The 17,088-nt window shown below is 62.0% G+C and carries 6 protein-coding genes and 1 pseudogene; 5 read left to right on the forward strand and 2 right to left on the reverse strand.

From position 1 onward, the window contains the following. The first annotated feature begins 384 nt into the window (after positions 1 to 384). The 4 genes from AB0D08_RS36620 to AB0D08_RS36635 all read left to right on the forward strand — a co-directional run bounded on the left by AB0D08_RS36620 (position 385) and on the right by AB0D08_RS36635 (position 13,236). Positions 385 to 1,167, forward strand: coding sequence for an IS5 family transposase (locus AB0D08_RS36620; RefSeq protein WP_359894647.1), 783 nt, complete (start codon positions 385 to 387; stop codon positions 1,165 to 1,167). 840 nt (positions 1,168 to 2,007) lie between these two features. After that, entirely contained in the window at positions 2,008 to 4,902 is a 2,895-nt protein-coding gene (locus tag AB0D08_RS36625; RefSeq protein WP_359894648.1) for a hypothetical protein, read from the forward strand. A 309-nt stretch (positions 4,903 to 5,211) separates the two neighbouring features. After that, positions 5,212 to 8,109, forward strand: coding sequence for a hypothetical protein (locus AB0D08_RS36630; protein ID WP_359894650.1), 2,898 nt, complete (start codon positions 5,212 to 5,214; stop codon positions 8,107 to 8,109). 33 nt (positions 8,110 to 8,142) lie between these two features. Beyond that, positions 8,143 to 13,236 carry an RHS repeat-associated core domain-containing protein gene (locus tag AB0D08_RS36635; RefSeq protein WP_359894652.1) on the forward strand — a complete coding sequence of 1,698 codons (5,094 nt, stop codon included), beginning with the start codon at positions 8,143 to 8,145 and terminating at the stop codon, positions 13,234 to 13,236. Between the two features lie 41 nt (positions 13,237 to 13,277). Here the strand turns inward: AB0D08_RS36635 and AB0D08_RS36640 are convergent, their stop codons facing one another. Beyond that, complete coding sequence (locus tag AB0D08_RS36640; RefSeq protein WP_359894654.1) at positions 13,278 to 14,171, reverse strand: hypothetical protein; 894 nt, start codon at positions 14,169 to 14,171, stop codon at positions 13,278 to 13,280. A 372-nt stretch (positions 14,172 to 14,543) separates the two neighbouring features. On the opposite strand from AB0D08_RS36640, the pseudogene AB0D08_RS36645 reads away from it, so the two are divergent. Beyond that, positions 14,544 to 15,380: pseudogene (locus AB0D08_RS36645) on the forward strand (IS110 family transposase). Between the two features lie 252 nt (positions 15,381 to 15,632). Here AB0D08_RS36645 and AB0D08_RS36650 read toward each other — a convergent pair. After that, positions 15,633 to 17,088, reverse strand: a 1,456-nt coding sequence (locus AB0D08_RS36650; RefSeq protein ID WP_359894656.1) for a hypothetical protein, incomplete at its 5' end; no start/stop codon positions are given.

The following is a 17,088-nucleotide window of genomic DNA, read 5'->3' on the forward strand; positions in this document are numbered from 1 at the left end:
CCAGCGACGAGCATCCACCTCGGATATGTCCCCACCCATGAACACCACAACGAGCGAACCAGACAACCGTCACGGTAAGCACCGTTGCAGTACTAAGTGGCCGTTGCTCTATCGATCTTGGTGAGCGTGAGTTCGCGTCGTCGACTCGGTCGGGTGATCTTCTGGCCGGCTGCGCATGAGAGTGGGGCCTCCCGTACAGCTCGTGGGTGTCGAATCCAACCGAGCGACAGGAGGCCCCTGGTGCTGCAGTCTTTCGTGCCCGTGCCCGTGCCCGTGCCCGTGCCGGTGTCGTCCAACTCCAGTGCCCTGAGGTGTGATTGCCTCGCTCATCGGTTCGGGAACGCCGAGGACCACCCGCACAGGCGACCGAGGTATCCGTCCGACATGAGCGACGCGGAGTGGGCCGTGGTGCGCGACGTCATGCCCGTTCCGGGATGGCTGGAGGGCCGGGGCGGGCAGCCGGAGGGGTACTGCCACCGGAAGATGGTCGATGCTGTGCGCTACCTGGTCGCGGGTGGCATCACCTGGCGGGCGATGCCCGCGGACTTCCCCGCATGGGACCGCGTCTATGCCTTCTTCCGGCGCTGGCGGGACAAGGGGCTGGTCGCCGAGTTCCACGACCAGCTGCGGGACCGGGTCCGCGAGGAGGCGGGCCGCGATCCGGAGCCGACCGCGGGGATCGTCGACGCCCAGTCGGTGAAGGGCGCCGCGTCGGTGCCGGCCGCCACCCGGGGATTCGACGGCGGGAAGAAGGTGAACGGCCGCAAGCGTCACATCGTGGTGGACACCCTCGGGCTGCTGCTGGCGGTGATGGTCACCGCGGCCTCGGTCACCGACCGCGAGGCTGGCCGGACGCTGCCGGCCCGGCTACGCGAACGGCACTGGCGCATCACGCTGGTGTGGGCCGACGGCGGCTACACCGGACGCCTGGTCGACCTCGCCCGCGACGTCCTGAGCCTCGCGCTGAGCGTGGTCAAACGCAGCGACGACACCACGGGCTTCGTCGTGCTGCCCAGAAGGTGGCTGGTCGAGCGGACGTTCGCCTGGCTGATGCGCTCACGCCGACTCGCCCGCGACTACGAAGGCCGCACCGACACCTCCGAGGCGATGATCCGCTGGTCGATGAGCATGGGCATGAGCCGACGCCTCGCCCGGCGACCACGCTGAACACCCGCGGCCGTTCCTCGGCCAGCCAGCCCCGCGCGGCCAGCCGCTTCGCCTTCGACCGCACCCCTTCCACCTTCGCCGGAGCCGGCTCCAGCCCGAGTGCTGCCGCGAGTTGCCGACAGTCCATCACTTCCCCGCACGACCCGTTGCGGCCGGCGAGAGCATCCATGATCCGCTGACAGTCCGGCGCCGGCACCGCGGGGACGAGACCCTCCCGCCAGTGCGGCACCATCGAACCCGGCGCCGCTGCCAGGACTCGCGCCGGCCGCTCAGCGGCCGTCACGACCGGCACCTCTTCCTCACCGCCGCGGGGTCCCGTCAGGACCTCGGCCACCGTCTCGCGGGCGATCACGAGCCGCTCCCACACGGACTCCGCCTCCCGCAGCTCGGCCTGAAGGGCCTCCACCCGCTGGCGAGCCGCGCGTTCGCGCTCCTCCAGCAACCCCATCACCGACGGCATCCCGGCACCTCCACCGAAGAGACGACACGACGCCTCGTCCCTGCCGCCGAAACGCCGAACCTATGCCTGACCTGCGGAAATGGCGCCATCACTCACGGAAAGACAACGGCTTCTCAGTCAGAACCTCTTGCGGGAGCAACGACAGGGAGGGCGCGGCGGCTTGCATACCCTTACACGATCGCGTCCAAACGATGCCAGGTGAGGCCAAGGGGAGGGGGGTCCCCCGGTTCTAGGGCCGATCTCCCGATGCGTCTCGGCGGTGCTGTCCGGTCCCATGGAGTGAACTAGACCTCACATAGGCGGGAACTTCCATGAGCTTCAGGCGCGGCGTCAAAGGACGTTACGGACGGTGGGCAGCGGTGTCGGTGTCATGCGCGGTCATGGGCGTTCCGATTGCCCTGTCGGTCCCGGCAGCCGCCGCATCGCCGGCAGACACCGAACTAACCGCGATCGCACCCGCACTGGAGCAGGACGAACGCGGCAAGCTCCCGAAGTTGGACCGCAGCGAGGTCGTCGCCGACTTCTTCGACAAGGGGCACGACCAGCGGGCCGTCATCGAGGACGGCTTTGTGCGCATCTACGACCACCCCGACTGGGGCGGAAGCAAACTACGTGAACTAAAGATCGAGGTTACCGGGGCAACCAACGACTCCCGGGGGTCCTTCATCGACGACGTGCGGCCCTTTGCAAAATCCAGCGAGCTCGACAAGGTTCAACTATCAGGCGACGCAAAAGGGCTCTATATAGCCGGAAATATGGGCGGGCAGCCAGTTCTGATCAGCACGAACGAAGACCTCAGTGATTTTCAATCCCCACGCCATCTGGGTAGAGGAACATATGATCGGAAGGAGCGCTGGATAACGGATTGGTGGAACTGGGGTCGCATGATCGGCTGGGACACGGAAAGGCCTTTCGCGACGGCCACGGCGATCGGCAATGTCGACGGGAAAAGAATGATCGCCGTAGCGACATCTACAGCCCACTTCTTCGACAAAAACGATGTCTGGATAGACGATGAGGTACCTGCGTCATACCAGAAGCAGGAGAGTCCTAGAGTTCAGATCTATGATGCTGACGACATCTGGGCCACTAATCCCATCTACACCATTGATCTGCCAACAACAGATAACGGTTCCATGCCGTCCTCCCTGGCGATCGGCGATCTTGGAAACGGCGAATCTTCGCTGGCCGTCGGGATGAATGGCGGGGCGATCAACCAGCTGCACGTCATATCCTTGAAGGACGGAAAGACGGAGACCAGGTGGGGCGACTGGATGGATGTAAAGCCTGAGGAGGCACGGGACGGTGCCAACTCGCCTACCACTCTGGCCTACGGCCGTTGGAAGGGCGAGCAGGTCCTCGCGGTCGGGACCAACTCGGGCAAGGTCAGCATCATGAAAGCATCGGGCAATGGAAGCGGGAAGAGTTCACCGATCACCACTCAGCCTGCTCTGAAGAATGCCCCGGTCGCCGGAATCAACTTCTTTACCGACTCCTCCGGCAAGGAACGGCTGATGGTGGGTCGCGTCGGCGGCGGGGAACATACCGTTCTGGAGGACACCGGCCGCTCCGGCGACGAGGGGACCGAGCTACGCGCCAGCGCCGTTGGCCAAGCCATCAGGGATGGCAGGGCTGAAATCAACGACAAGACGGATGGGGACACGGCTCGCACGATCTACCCCGGCTATATTGCGCCCCGCCTGACGGTGGAGAACCGCAAGGGAAACGACATTGACGTACGGATGTCCCCCGCCAAGCCCGGCGACGAGTACCTCGGTTGCTGGCGGAATGCCGCCGTCGCCGACGGCGTGCCCTTCCCTGAGGAACCGCACACCGTCCGCCCTGGCGAACCCCAGAGCTTCACCTCGGTGGCATCGATGCTTTCCGATCAGGGACGCTGCGCAGCTGACGGCGGGACATACACATACCTCCAGGTCCAGGACAGCCAGAAGCACAGCGAGCCGACGACGTTCAAACTCCAGGTCGACAACGGTTCTCTGACCGTGGCCTGGGATAACTCCGGCTCCGGGACCAAACTCACCGCCCAGCGGGACGAGAACGACCCACACGCCTACCGGCTGGTGGTGGAGGACGAATTCTCCGCCGTGAAAGCGGTAACCGCCCCCCAAGCGACCGGGCACCGCCTGGTGAACCAGCCTCACAACAATGACCCCGGACTGACCGTCTACCGGGTGGACGTCACTGGTGCCCAGTGGAGAATAGAGGGAGCTGAGCACCTTGATAATGCAGTTATCCCCCCCTTGAAAGTTCAAGGAACCACCAACGGAATGACCTGGACCGATGTCGGTGACTTGATCCCTGCCTCGGCGCCAACCCTCAAAGACGGCCTTCTCACCATGGGCTCAGCAAGCTTCTACTGGGAAAACGCCAAGGGCCCGCAGTATACCAAACTGCGGGTAAGCGCCGGCGATCAACGCGGAAGCTCGATCGACCTCGGATCGCTCCCCAAACCGCCCGTACTCACCGACGCACCACTGGCACCTACTGCAGCAACGAACGCCGTCCCACGGCCCAACGGCGTAGACCAGGTCCCTCTGGTGATCACGCCCTATATTGCTCCGGGCACCCCAGCTCTCGAGGAACGAGCCTATGACTACCTCTTCTTCCGGGACACGGCAACCAGCAGCCTGATCACCGGGCTCCACAGGACCGGCGAGGACTTCGACCAGTACATGTCGATCACACCTGTGCGAGGGCAGTACCAGCCAACCGGCACCGAAAACTCCAACTACCGTTTCTACTTGTCCACGGCCAACCACGCCAACACGGCAAACCAGGCTGTCAGGGCCTACATAAACCTCAACGGCAATGAATGGCGGAATAATAACCAGACCAAAGACATGAAGGTGACGGCTTCCCGAACCGCGCTGACGGCCAGCTCCGCTGACAATAGCGGCTATGCAGTCGGTGGAATCGCCATCAAGGGCTGCCCTGAGGACACCTGCCGGCTCGTCGCCCCAAGCAGCACTCAACCGGCCCTGTATCAGGCTCGGTCCAAGGGCGGGCCCCCGCTCATCGGTGTCGCTCTCAACCCTCACGCTCGCACCGACAACGCAAGCCTCCCGCTGCGAACCGTCACAGGCGATAAAACCGACTTTGATCGCCACCTAACCCCTCTTGAGACTCAATCCACGAGGGCAATTCTGCGGGACGCTGCCCAAATTTTCACACCTAATGAAATGATTCGCACGAGGATCACGACCCATGGCGATCTCGTTACTGCCATCCTGCCATCAATGCCGTCAGGGCAATAACGGGTCAAGCGGTCGGGAATGCCCCCTTAATCTTCAACAACACGCCCGGTTCGCCGTTGTGGGCGCTTGAATCATCCAGCGAGACGGGCAGGGCGTTCCCGCTCACATGATGGAAGGCGCCCCAGATGGACGACGCAGTGTAGAAGATTACAATCCCTTGGAGCTCATTTCATCCCCCTGACCCGCCGATCGGTGGACGCTTGCCGGGTGCTCGGTGGTGTCCAATGGCAGAGATGAGTTCGACTCCTGATCCGGCCTGTTGAACCCAGCGCCACGAATTATCAGATATGGATGACCAGAATGGCTATGATGTCAGTGAAGAAGATTTTCCTGAGCCGGATCGGGGTATCGGTCAGCGCCGGTTTCATCGCGACCGCATCGACGCTAGCGTTCGTTCAGCCAGCTGCGGCCGCTTCGGAAGCAGACATTCAGGAAACGGATGCGCTGGTCGCAGCGGAGAGGGATGCCACCATAGAGGAGAGCATCCCGGAGGATTCTTCCCCCCCGACTCTACGGCGCAACGAGGTGATCGCAGACTTTCTAGGCAAGAACTACGACCAGCGCGCGGCCATCGAGTCGGATCAATCCAATGCGTACTTCCTACGGATCTACGACCACCCCAGCCGAGGCGGTGCACTGCTCTCCGAGACCCAGACAGACCTGAGCCCAGGGCTGGACGAGAAGCGCTGGTCGGCAAACTACAAGAATTTCGCTCACAACAACGGAGTAAGCGGGTTGCAGCTTGCCGGTGACGCCAAGGAGCTCTACATTTCCGGCCTAACTGGGCCGGACCAAGCACGTACGCCGAAGGTGTACAAGGTAGACCCTAGAAGCGGATGCGCAGCGGAATCCTGCGGCGCCACGACGATCCTCCAGCACTCCTCAGATAAATGGCGAGCGGAAGATCGGCGGGACGGAATAGTTCTCGCAGGCTGGGAATATCGACTCCCTCAAATCACCGCTCTCGCATTCGGGGTCGTTAAGGGAGAGAATGGCGACGAGAGGATCCTGGCCGCCGGGCACTCCGTCGCATATTTCTGGGAGAAGAACAAGGATTGGCTGCATTTCGGTGACAGTTGGGAGACTCAGCGAGAAGCCCTGGTCGATTTCGTCGACACCGACACCGGCACCATAAAACACAGGCAATGGCTTGGATCCTGGACCGACAAGCAGACGGTTTCTTCGCTCGGAATCGGAGAGATAGGAGGCGGAAAGTTCGGCGTAGCCATTGGCCTGGCCAGCGAAAATCTGCAGAGGGTTCAGGTAAGGAATCTCTCCTCCGGAACCTACGACCAGATCTGGTCGGACTGGAGCAGCAGCAGTTCCCCTGAGGGCCGGGACGGTTTTGAGGCACCTACGTCCTTTGCCTTCGGAAAGTGGGGCAGCGAAGATTCTCTGGCAATCGGGCACAACAACGGACGAGCAATGCTCGTCAAGCCCCAAGGAAACCTCGGTACGGGAGCGCCGATAGCCGAGACGCCAGCCGGCGGCGGCGCTGTCGAGGCAATCAACTACCTCCCGGTCCTCACCAAAGACGGGAAGCCGAAGTTGCTGACCGGTCAATGGCGCAACCAGACTCACTCGGTGCTGTCCCAGGAAAACGGGAAGCTCAGCCCGATGGCGTTGGGGCGCGAAGACAAGATCACCAATAAGCCTCCAATGGCGATGGACGATAAAAAAGCTTATCAGTGGTACCCCGGCCGGCATACCTTGAAATTCGCCGTCGACAATACTTCGGCGGAATCTGTGCAGGTGGCGGTTAAGTCCGACGTCAACGAAGACAAGGGATGCTGGTCGGGCGGAACCACGCAAGAGATCCAGCCCGGCGTACAAGGCGAGGCGTTTTCCTCTGATGTCATGACATCATCGGACAAGGGGTGGTGCGGTGATGCAGACGCCAGGTACGCATATGTCGTGCTGAATCCGACAGGAAATCCCGGTGCGCGGACAATCGCGCGGATCGAGCAGAGTAATGGCGCGGTGACCGTCAAGGAGCAGGTAGGCGACAAGGGGCTTAAGCTTAAAACTGAAAGGTCGGAAGCCGGGTACAAGCTTGTGATCGAGGGAGCCTCACCGCAAGCAGCGGCAGCACCTCAGGTGACGGGCCAGCGGCTGGTCAGCAAGGCCGCCGAGGACAAGGGAAAGTCGGTGGTCTATAGATTCGATGTATCCGGCGCCGAATGGATCGTTCCTGATTCCGGATCCCGTACCCAAGCAGTTCTTCCTGCCCTGACCGTCGAAGGCAGTACCAACGGCATCACGTGGTCCCATCAGTTGGGCAAGCTAATGCCTGCATCCGAACCGGTCCGGGACGGAGACAAAATTACTCTCGGCCCCGCAAGTTTTTTCTGGGAAAGCCAGGAGACTAACGGGGTGAAACTTTCTAAGATTCGAGTCTCCAATGGCTTGAAATCGACACCGATCATTATCAGTGATCTTGACAATGCTGCGCCAGAGGCGGTTTCTAGCACCGTCAAGCCATCATTCTTTCACCATTTCTCGACGCCATCAATTGCGCCGAACGGTCTCGACCAGGCTCCTGTTGATGTCGTGATTAAAGACGGAACAGCATCCGCCCTCGAGCCATCTCACCCGTTCTACAGTCTTCTCTATTTCCGTGAAACATCAGGAAAGTTGATCACTGGCCTCTATCAGGAAGGGAAGCTTTCCAACTATATCTCGGTTGAATCCAACAAGGGGAGCTACTCAAATACTGAACTGGCAGCTTTGGAATCTCGCTACAGGGTGTACCTTTCGACCACCAGTACGACCACGGCATTTCTCGTCAATGGATATCTCGAGGATGGATCAGTCAGTCACAGCGGCCAGTTCAACTTTTACACAAATACTTCCGCTCCGTCGATAACCGGATCTCCTCAGATCGGCCTTCAAGCCGGCCCGTGCCCCATCGAGGAGGGTGTCTGTCAGTTGGCCAACCCAGAGGCCGACGGGAAGACTCATCCCGCCCTTTTCCAAGCGGGCCTAGATGCTCGCAACGGAACTGGTCCGGCAATCGGCCTCATGTGGGCGAGTCGAGTGGCGCATGCGGTCGAGAGCCTTCCGCTCCCTTACGACCGAAAGGCACTTATCCAGACACCGATGCGGATCGAGGGCAAGACGGCGTACCTCGACAGCGGCTTCAACGGAAGCCTCTTCAATGCGGCACTCATCACTCATGGCCGCTACATCGATGGACCGCGGTCCTGAGATCCACGACCGTTAGATTCTTAGGAGCATGACATGACTCCCCGTGCACCGTCCGGCCAGCCGGGTACCCGTCAGACAGCAATGCACCCCGTGCGGCGCCGCCTGGCGCTGAGCGTAGCCGTGCTGACGGCGGTGACTACGGCCCCGATCGTAACGCTGTCTGCCGCGACACCGGCGTCGGCGGGCACCCTGCCGCCGCCTGTCTCGGGCGCATTCACCATGAGTGGTGAGCTCAGTGGCGACATCGATCCGCGTACCGGACGGTTCAGAACCTCATTCCCGCTTCTCAAGATGGACGGGCCGAGTGGATTCGCCACATCGCTCACCCTGAACTATGACCAGGAACGTGCCGCCGCTGGGACGAACCGCTATGGATGGGGTGCGGGTTGGGGTGTAAGCGTTCCCTACGTCGATCCGGTGGGCGGTCTACAGATTCATCCCGCATCCGGAGGATCGTACGGATATGACGAAAATTCACCGTCTAGGCTGAAGAATTACATGGGGGAGGATTTGAAATTCTCCCAGGATTCTGGCGTGCTGCCGGAACGTGAGGGTGTGGACGGCGCCCGTCCGTACCACTACACGCTGGAGTATACGGCTACCGGCGAAGCCGAATACTTTGGCGAGGATGGAAACATGATTGCCCGGGCCGATCGGTTCGGCAATCGGATGGACATGACCTGGAGCACGGTCGAAGGTGGTACTGGAAAACCCTCTTTCAAGCCCGAATCGGTCATTGATGCATATGGGCAGAAGACGCTCTTTGCCGAAAAGCCAGACGGGACGCATATCGTCCCTCCGGCACGCTCTGAAAGTAGCGACGAGCGCACTCCGGATACCATTCTTTCCTTCGACGGCGGGGTGCTCGAATGGATCAACCTCCCTGGCGAACAGGGCTCCATTCATTTCAGGTACAACACTTATGGACCCAACCAGGCGAAACTGCTGAGCCAGGTCTTCTCGCCTGCAGGAGGCGTGACCCAGATTTCCTACCAGAACGTGCCAAACCAGCCTGGAGCACTGGCGGTGGAAACACTCAAGGTCACGAATGACGATGACAAGGAGCTCATCCCGACCCGTTCGTTCAGGTTCTCCCCGGATGGCTCGGCGCGCAACTTTACGGGATATCCAAATTTCCACGGTAAGGGCACCGACGGGCTGTACGAGTCCGACGATGCCACCGCATACTCCTACACGACCGAGCTGTCCGACAGGTATTCGGCAGTGCGCTCTACATACAACAAATTCCATTTGCTCAAGAAGAGCGAGACGTTGTGGGTGGAGGGTAGTCGTCAAGGCACATCTCAGGAAGTCGAGCTGTCCTACCCCGGAGAGGTGGAGGGCAGGGCTCCCAGGGTGGCGGACCTCAAACCGAACAATGCCTGGGCCATCCAGACTGACGTCACCGCACGCAACCGGGAGGGCGGACAGTACAAGCAGACTCAGAAGACCACTTACAACGGTCTGGGCCTCCCATCCTCCACCACGGACGCAGATGGTGTCACGACGACGACCGAGTACGGCCCGTACAGCCAGCCGGTCAAGACGACAACGACTGCACCTGGCGGTCCCACCAAGGAGGTTGTCAACCGGCTGACGTCCGACGGTAAGTCGGTCGAGTCGACCACGGAGTCCGTCGCCGAGGCTGGCGGACCGTTTTCCAGCCGAAGCACGACCTCCTTCGCGGTCGACGGGAGAGGTGAGTTGACGCGGAAGACGGTCACTTCGACGGGCGACGCAAGCACCCCGCCGGAGCGCGCCGAGGAGATGTACGACCGCGAGATCGGCAAGGACCCGATCACCGGCGGGCTCCGACTCACCCAGACGACGACCGTAGACAAGGGCGGCCCGTCAGAGGCGAAGCTTGTCGAGGTGCGGGACCTCTCGACCAACGCGGTCGTCGAGCAGAGGGACGCCGGCGGCAAGGTCACCCGGTTCGACCACGATGTCGCCGGACGTCGGATCGCCGAGACCAGGTTCGCCGGCACGGACCGCAGTCTCACCACGAGTACCACCTACAGTGGTGTCCGTGAACGCACCGTTCAGACTCCGGACGGCAGGCGTGTCACCCATCAGACGGACGAGCTCGGCCGCCCCACCCGAATGACCGACAACGTCAAGGGTGGTAAGCCCGTGGGCGCCGACAATGCCCGTGAACTGCGTAAGGTCACCTATGACGTGACCGGGCGGGTGACCGAGACGACTTCTCCGGGGGCCGACAAGCCGACCGTGGAGACCAAAGACCTGGCAGGGCGTGTCGTCGAGGTGCGCAGGCCGAACGGTGTTACACAGCAGACTCACTACGACGACGCAGCATCTCACGAGGCATGTGCAACAGGCGTCAGCTCACTCACTCAGTACACGATTCCCGCAGGCAGCGACCGCGAGCAAGCCAAGATCACGCAGAAGGATTCCCTCGACTCCGAGGGTCGTATGGTCTGTAGTAGTACCGACTATTCCGACGGTACCGAGACGCCTGACTCCAGCCGGTCGTTCGACGGCATCGGCCGCGACGCCGGTGCGGTGGAGAACGACGTCGAGGTCACGCCTATCCACGGCACCGGAGGCTTGAACGAGGGCAACACTCTCACCCCGACTGCGACCGATCGCTTCCCAGGGACCGCCATCACCGCGAAGCGGGACCTCAACGTCCTCGGAGAGTCACGCTCGAAGAGTCTTACCCCCGCCGATGACCCGGACCGCATTCGTTCGGGTACCCGAGCCGTGTTCGACGCGGCCGGCCGGCCGGAACGAGTGACCTACCCCGACGGCGTCTACATCACCTACCAGTACGCGGCCGACGGCCAGGTCAAGACGGCGACCACCACCCGCTCCGACGGTACCGTGCTGTCCACGACCCATAACGACTACGACGAGAAGACCGGCCGACTGACCGACACCGTCATCACTGCGGAGGGCATACAGCCGGTCAAGCGTCACTTCGAGTACAACCACACCACCGGTACCGTGAGCCACGTGTGGGATCCCGACAACCCAGAGAAGACGAGGATTTCATACGAGTACAACACCGATGGCTACACCACCTCGATCACCTACCCGGCGAGCCCGGACCACCCCGACGGTGCTGTGCTGACCCAGGCGTTCGACGACGCAGGCCGACTCGAGCGCACTACCGATGCCGCCGGTCTCATCACCGCTTACGGTTACTACGGCCACGGCGCGATGCGTGAGGCTGTCCAGTACGCGGCGGATGGTACGACCAGGCTTGCAAGCACGCGCTACTTCTACGACGAGATGGCGCGGCCGGAGCGCGTCGAGCGCGAGAACAGCACAACCCATTTCACCTTCTGGGACAGCGGACAGCTCAAGACCCAGCGCACCACCGGATTTGAAGGCGCGGTGCTCGCCGATGCCTCGTACACCTACGACGGACACGGCCAGGTGGCCAGCGCCACCGAGACCCGACCCGATCCCGAGACCGGTCAATCGGCGACCACCACCACGGCATACCGGTACGACGCCTACAACCGGCTGATCAAAGCGCAGGTCCACCAGGGCACTTCCGAGCAGGGCGCGGTCCTGCACAGCGTGGAGTATCCGGAGATCAACGCTGCCGGCGACGTCGTGCGGACGGTAACCACCTCGAACGGCACCACCAGTGTCGCCACCAACGAGATCGACGACAACGGTCGCCTCCGGACCATCACCACCGACGGCCAATCCCGAGCGCAGGAGTGGAGCGACGAACGCGGAAACCTGACACTTGATCACCAAGGTAACCGCTACACCTACAATGCCGCCAACCAGCCTGTTTCGGTGCAGAGTGCGGACGGCACGACCACCGAGTACCAGTACTGGGCCGATGGCACGCGGGCGGCGTCGGTCACCACTGGCGACGCTCCCGCCGTCACACGCTTCCATTACTCCCCTGAGGGATTCCTCGCCAACGACACCCACTCGAACGCTGATGGTTCCGACCGGAGTATCGGCTCCTACCTGATGGGGCCGACCTCCCGCGAGGCCCGTACGCTGACGGAATTCGGGGATGACCCGAGCACGACCACCGACTACTTCCTCGTTGACCGCCACGGCAGCGTACGGGGGCTCACCGACAACGACGGAAAGCTGCATACGAGCTACGACTACAGCCCGTACGGCTCCCCTGCACGCTCGGACGGGTCCGCACTGCCGCCCGCGACTCCGGCGCAGGGCGCCCGCGAGCAGGCCCGGGTTAATCCGATGGGCTTCGGCGGCGAGTACCGCAACCACGGGACAGGTTCCTACCATCTCTCGACCCGTACCTACGATCCCAGCCAAGGTCGATTCACGACCGCGGACGTCGAGCCCCTGCTCAACAGGTTCATGGCTTTCGACACCAATCCGATCATGAAGCTTGACCCGAGCGGCGGCAGCGCTGTCTGGGACGCCATCGTCAAGGCCTGGGAATATGCCTGGTATATTCCTGACAAGATCATGGAAGGTTTCAATTGGGTCATGGAGAAGGTTCTCACAGCGCTACCTGAAAACGTCACAGACTTCCTTGCCGAGGCTTTCTCGAAAAAGGAGGTTCAGTACACCTTCATCGCTCTGGAGGTTGCCTCCGTGATTCCCTTTGTCGGCACTGCTGCGCGCACCTCGAGCACTGTCGGAAAAATGACGGCGAAAGCTGCCTCCTCAGTTTCAAAAACCACCTCCAAGGTTGCAGCAAAAGCAAAGCCCGCCAGTGCGGCCTCGAAGGCTAAAGAAGCCAAGCTCGACAGCAAGGTGGCGTCTCTCTCTCCGCAGGAGAAGGTAAAGCTAGCAGCTAAATCCCCCCTGGAGCATGCCGTAAAGTCCAGAGATGAGGCCCGTAATGCGCTAGCGTATTACGGCCTAGGGGTCATAGCCCCTGCCATGGTTATGAATGCGAACAGCTTCGCGGTCGAGAGCCGCGGACAGGGATTCCTGAGCGAAACCATGGAGGACCGATTGACCTTCATGACCATGGTGTCAGGATTTGGTTCGGAGCGTGCATTTGATGCATCATCGAAAGCCAGGAAAAAGACAAAGCAATCCTCCCATATTGAAAAGTCGATGAATATCGAAATGGAAGATGCAAACAACTGGAGCAAGGGCTCTGGCGGCAGAGAGAGTACTGTATCCAACAACCTTCTCTCGGACCGGTAGAAATCTCGACAGCGCGCCTCTTACTTCTAGGAGGCGCGCTGTCAGAATGCGCAGGTCACGAGGAATGACGAAAAGCCCGACCGGGGCTGTGCATGGTGCGAGGCCAGTCGGCGGCGTGCGTCCGCGATGGAGCTTCCGGTCCTGCGCAGAAAGTTTGTCGCGACTGATAACAACGTGGCCATGTTCTGGGCTTCATGGTCGGTGCGAATGCGGAAGGCATTCAGACCCAGTGTTATGTCCCGCATGTAGTGGACCCTGTTCTCGATGCCCGAAGTGCCTCGTTCGCCGATCCGCTGCGGGCAGGCCTGCCGCAATGACAGGTCGGTGATCACGTACACGCGCTCCCGGAACCGCTTCCCGCCCGGGTAGCGGGTTCGGTAGCGGGTAATACGCGCGACCAGAAGGTAGGGAAGTCGAGATCCTCCCAGGTCACGGCCTCGATGATCCACGTCTCCAGGCGACCGTGCGCGCGAACGGTGAAGCGCGAGGCGGCACGCACGCGGTACCAGGGAACCGCTCGGCACGCTTCCCACAGGTCGGGCTGGTTGCGCTTGGTAACGAAGACGTAGTGGACGCCGAACTCCTCGACCAGCATCCGCGCATGCTCTCGCTCTGAGCAGCGCGTTCGCGGTGACCACAGGCCCGGCCAGGTCGAGGGCCGCGAGAAGGGCGGCGAACCCGGTGATCTCGTTCATCCTGCCCGGCACCCGCTGTTGCGCGATCAGCGTCCCTTCCTGCAGCATCGCCCCCAGCACGGTCATCGCCGCGCCGGACTCACAACGGGAGCCGCGCAGGCGCTTCCCGTCCACGGCCACCGTCACCGCCTTCTCTCGGAAAGCCCGCAGCAGCACTGCCGAAACCACCCGCCCGATAGTGGAGACGCCCAGAGGCACCGCCAGCGCGAAAGCCTCGCGCGCCGGCAGCGCCAGCCGCACCAGAGTCTCCTGCGGAGCGGCGGCCGCCCACTGCCCCGTCCGCCCGGAATGAGTCGAACCCGGATACCTGCGGTGCCCCCGTGCCTTGCTCGGATCCCGAAAGCCATCCACCAACTTCCATGAGCGCCACATCGGCACAGCGGGGGACAGGGGACGCGGCCGACTGGCACACCGGTGCTCCGTAAGGTGTTGAGCGGCCCGGGAGGGCCGGATGTGGCTGACGGGGTCTTGCCTTCTGCGGCTCCCAAGGAGTGGCCGTCCGGCTCTCCGGGGCGCCCTGACCGCTGATTGAGATCTGCGTCCTGGTCGCTGGAGCTGACGGCGGGGTGTTCCTGGGGCCGACGTGTGATGGTTCGGCGTGGGGAGAGTGGGATGACTGAGCGGCGGGCCCGGATCTGGACGGGGATCGACGCGGGCAAGGGCCATCACTGGGCGGCTGCCGTGGACGAGTCCGGGTTCCAGATCTGGTCGGAAAAGATCAACGACGCGGCGATCCTGGAGGCCATCGCCGAGGCCCTGGCCATGGCCGATGCCGTGGAGTGGGCGATCGACCTGACGGGTACCGCGTCCGCGCTGCTGCTGGCACTGCCGGCCTCGCACGGACAGAAGCCCGTGCACGTGCCCGGCCGCACGGTGCACCGGATGGCCGGCGCTTACCGGGGCGAGGCGAAGACCGACGCCCGCGACGCCTTCGTGATCGCCGAGACCTCCCGGCTGCGGCGGGACCCCACCGCCGTGGACGTACCCGCCCAGCTGGTCGCGGACCCGGCACCGCTGGTCGCCCACCGCAACCGACCTGGTCGCCGGCCGGGTCCGCACGGTCAACCGGCTCCGCGACGTGCTGACCGGCCCTTCCCGGCCCCGGAGCGGGCCTTCGACTGGTCCAACAACATGGGTGCACCCAGGCTGCTGACCTACCGCCAGACCCCGGCCGGGATACGCCGCGTCGGCCGCGCCCGCCTGGAGTCCTGGCTGCGCAAGCCCGGGGTCCGCTCGCCCGACAAGGTCACGGTGTTCTACACGTCCGCGCAAACCAGCACGATCAAGGACGGCCCCAACCGGGCCTTCGACCTCAAGAAGCGCGCCGAGGGCTGCAGCCACGTTCAGGCCCTCATCGCCCTGGCCCGCCGACGGGTGAACGCCCTATGGGCCCTGCTGCGTGACGAACGGGAGTTCACCCCCGCCCAGCCGGTCACGCAGACGGCTTGACTCAGTCATTGAAACTCCTGAGTGGGCTCGGCCCGCGAGGTCAACAACCAGGACGGAGGTTCATCCGTCTCGAACACCCACACCGACCTTGCAATATGCAAGATCAACTAACTCTGCATCAGCTCTGAGCCTCGGCCTGCACTTGGTCTCCTCGGCTGAAATCAGTCCTGCCGAGGCATTAGCGACCATCAAGCCCTCAAAATGACAGTTAACCCGGGGTAAATGGCTACAGTGCTCCGAAAGGCATAGCCGTCACGCGTCGATATCCATGTAATATGCCTGAAACTCTCCATATCGTGCGTACAGGTGGTTTGCGGCGGCCGGGATAGGCTGCGACAATGCGTATACTTGATATTTCTTCTGTGCTGCATCGATTACGTAAATAGAATCCACACTAGGCCTCATTGCAACGTGCGTCACATGGTTCCCTCCCAGCCTCATCGAGATCGCATAGGATCCGGTCTGGGTAATTCCGGCAATTCTGTTAGGGTTCGCATTAAAGTCCGTTCGGGCCGCTTCGAGCGCCGCGCCGAATCCAATCCTGGTGGGACCGCCAATGGCATTTCCGGAGTTTATGAAAGCCGTCGCCCCAGGCCCCCCGAAGTAGGCGTTTCCCAAGGTGTGATTTTTAACGCCAGTGAGCATTGACACGTGGCTTGACATTACACACTGGGAGCATAGGCCTCGATCTCTCGTGGCGCCGGTTTGATTCCGATATATTTTCTGCGAATTAAGATTTCCTACCTGCTCGTCAAACATATCTTTCGGGTCGATGAAGAGTTCACCGCTATTAAATATGTGACTCTTCTGCTCGCGGATATAATCGCTCGCGGTCGCCGTATCTGCGGGATCCGTTGCGCCATTCAAGGCATTGTGGGACCGCTGCCGATCTTGGGCCTCGATTTGTATTTGCCTGTTTCGCTGATAGATTTCCGCCCCTCGATCTAGCTCCCTCTGGGTTTCTTGCACGTCTATCCCCCCACCCAGCTTTTCCTTTAGTTTTTTGGCCGCCTTCTTCATGGCCTCAGTCATGTGCCCGGTGGGGTCAGTTTGGTTGATGGGGTCGGCGTCGAAGGCGTTGAATCGGTTGTGGAGTTGATAGGTGTCTCTGCTGGTCCAGTAACCGTCGGTGGAGTAGGTGCGAGCTGGAGTGTATTGGGTGTTCTGATTATCGGGGTTCGTGTATTCGCTGCCGAAAAGGAAGGGGTTGGTGTGGGCTCGGTCGTGATGGGGATTCTGGGTGAGGGGATTTCCGTTTCGATCGGTATGTTTGCCGTAGTCGTGGTAGTTGGTGGTCTGGGTGATGGTGCCGTTGAGGTCGACGAGGGCGGTGGTGTTGCGGCGGCGGTCGGTGGTGAGGTAGCCGGTGCCGGTGGTGTCGTCGGTGACGGGGACGCCGTTGTGGGTGAGGGCGCGGTGTTCGCGCCCGTAAGGGGTGAGGAGGTAGGAGGCGGTGAGGCCCTTGGTGCTGTCGTTGGCGATGGTACCGGCGGGAGTGTAGTGGAAGGTGGTGGTTTGTTCGTTGGCGCCGTTGGCGTCGATGGTGGTGAGGGTTTTGCGGGAGCCGTCGGCCCAGTAGCTGGTGGTGGTGGTGCCGTTGTTGTTGGTGATGGTGACGGGTTTGTTGTCGGTGTTGTAGCTGGTGCGGTTGTCGTCGCGGTCGGTGAGGAGATTCCCGGCCGCGTTCCAGATCTGCTCGGCCCGCTGC

This window comes from Kitasatospora sp. NPDC048540 (assembly GCF_040651175.1).
In the GTDB taxonomy this organism is placed as follows: Bacteria; Actinomycetota; Actinomycetes; order Streptomycetales; family Streptomycetaceae; genus Kitasatospora.

Bases quoted from the DNA above. Each gene is read 5' to 3' on its own strand.
- AB0D08_RS36620 (WP_359894647.1), top strand. From the start codon at position 385: ATGAGCGACGCGGAGTGGGCCGTGGTGCGCGACGTCATGCCCGTTCCG.
- AB0D08_RS36625 (WP_359894648.1), top strand. From the start codon at position 2,008: ATGGGCGTTCCGATTGCCCTGTCGGTCCCGGCAGCCGCCGCATCGCCG.
- AB0D08_RS36630 (WP_359894650.1), top strand. From the start codon at position 5,212: ATGTCAGTGAAGAAGATTTTCCTGAGCCGGATCGGGGTATCGGTCAGC.
- AB0D08_RS36635 (WP_359894652.1), top strand. From the start codon at position 8,143: ATGACTCCCCGTGCACCGTCCGGCCAGCCGGGTACCCGTCAGACAGCA.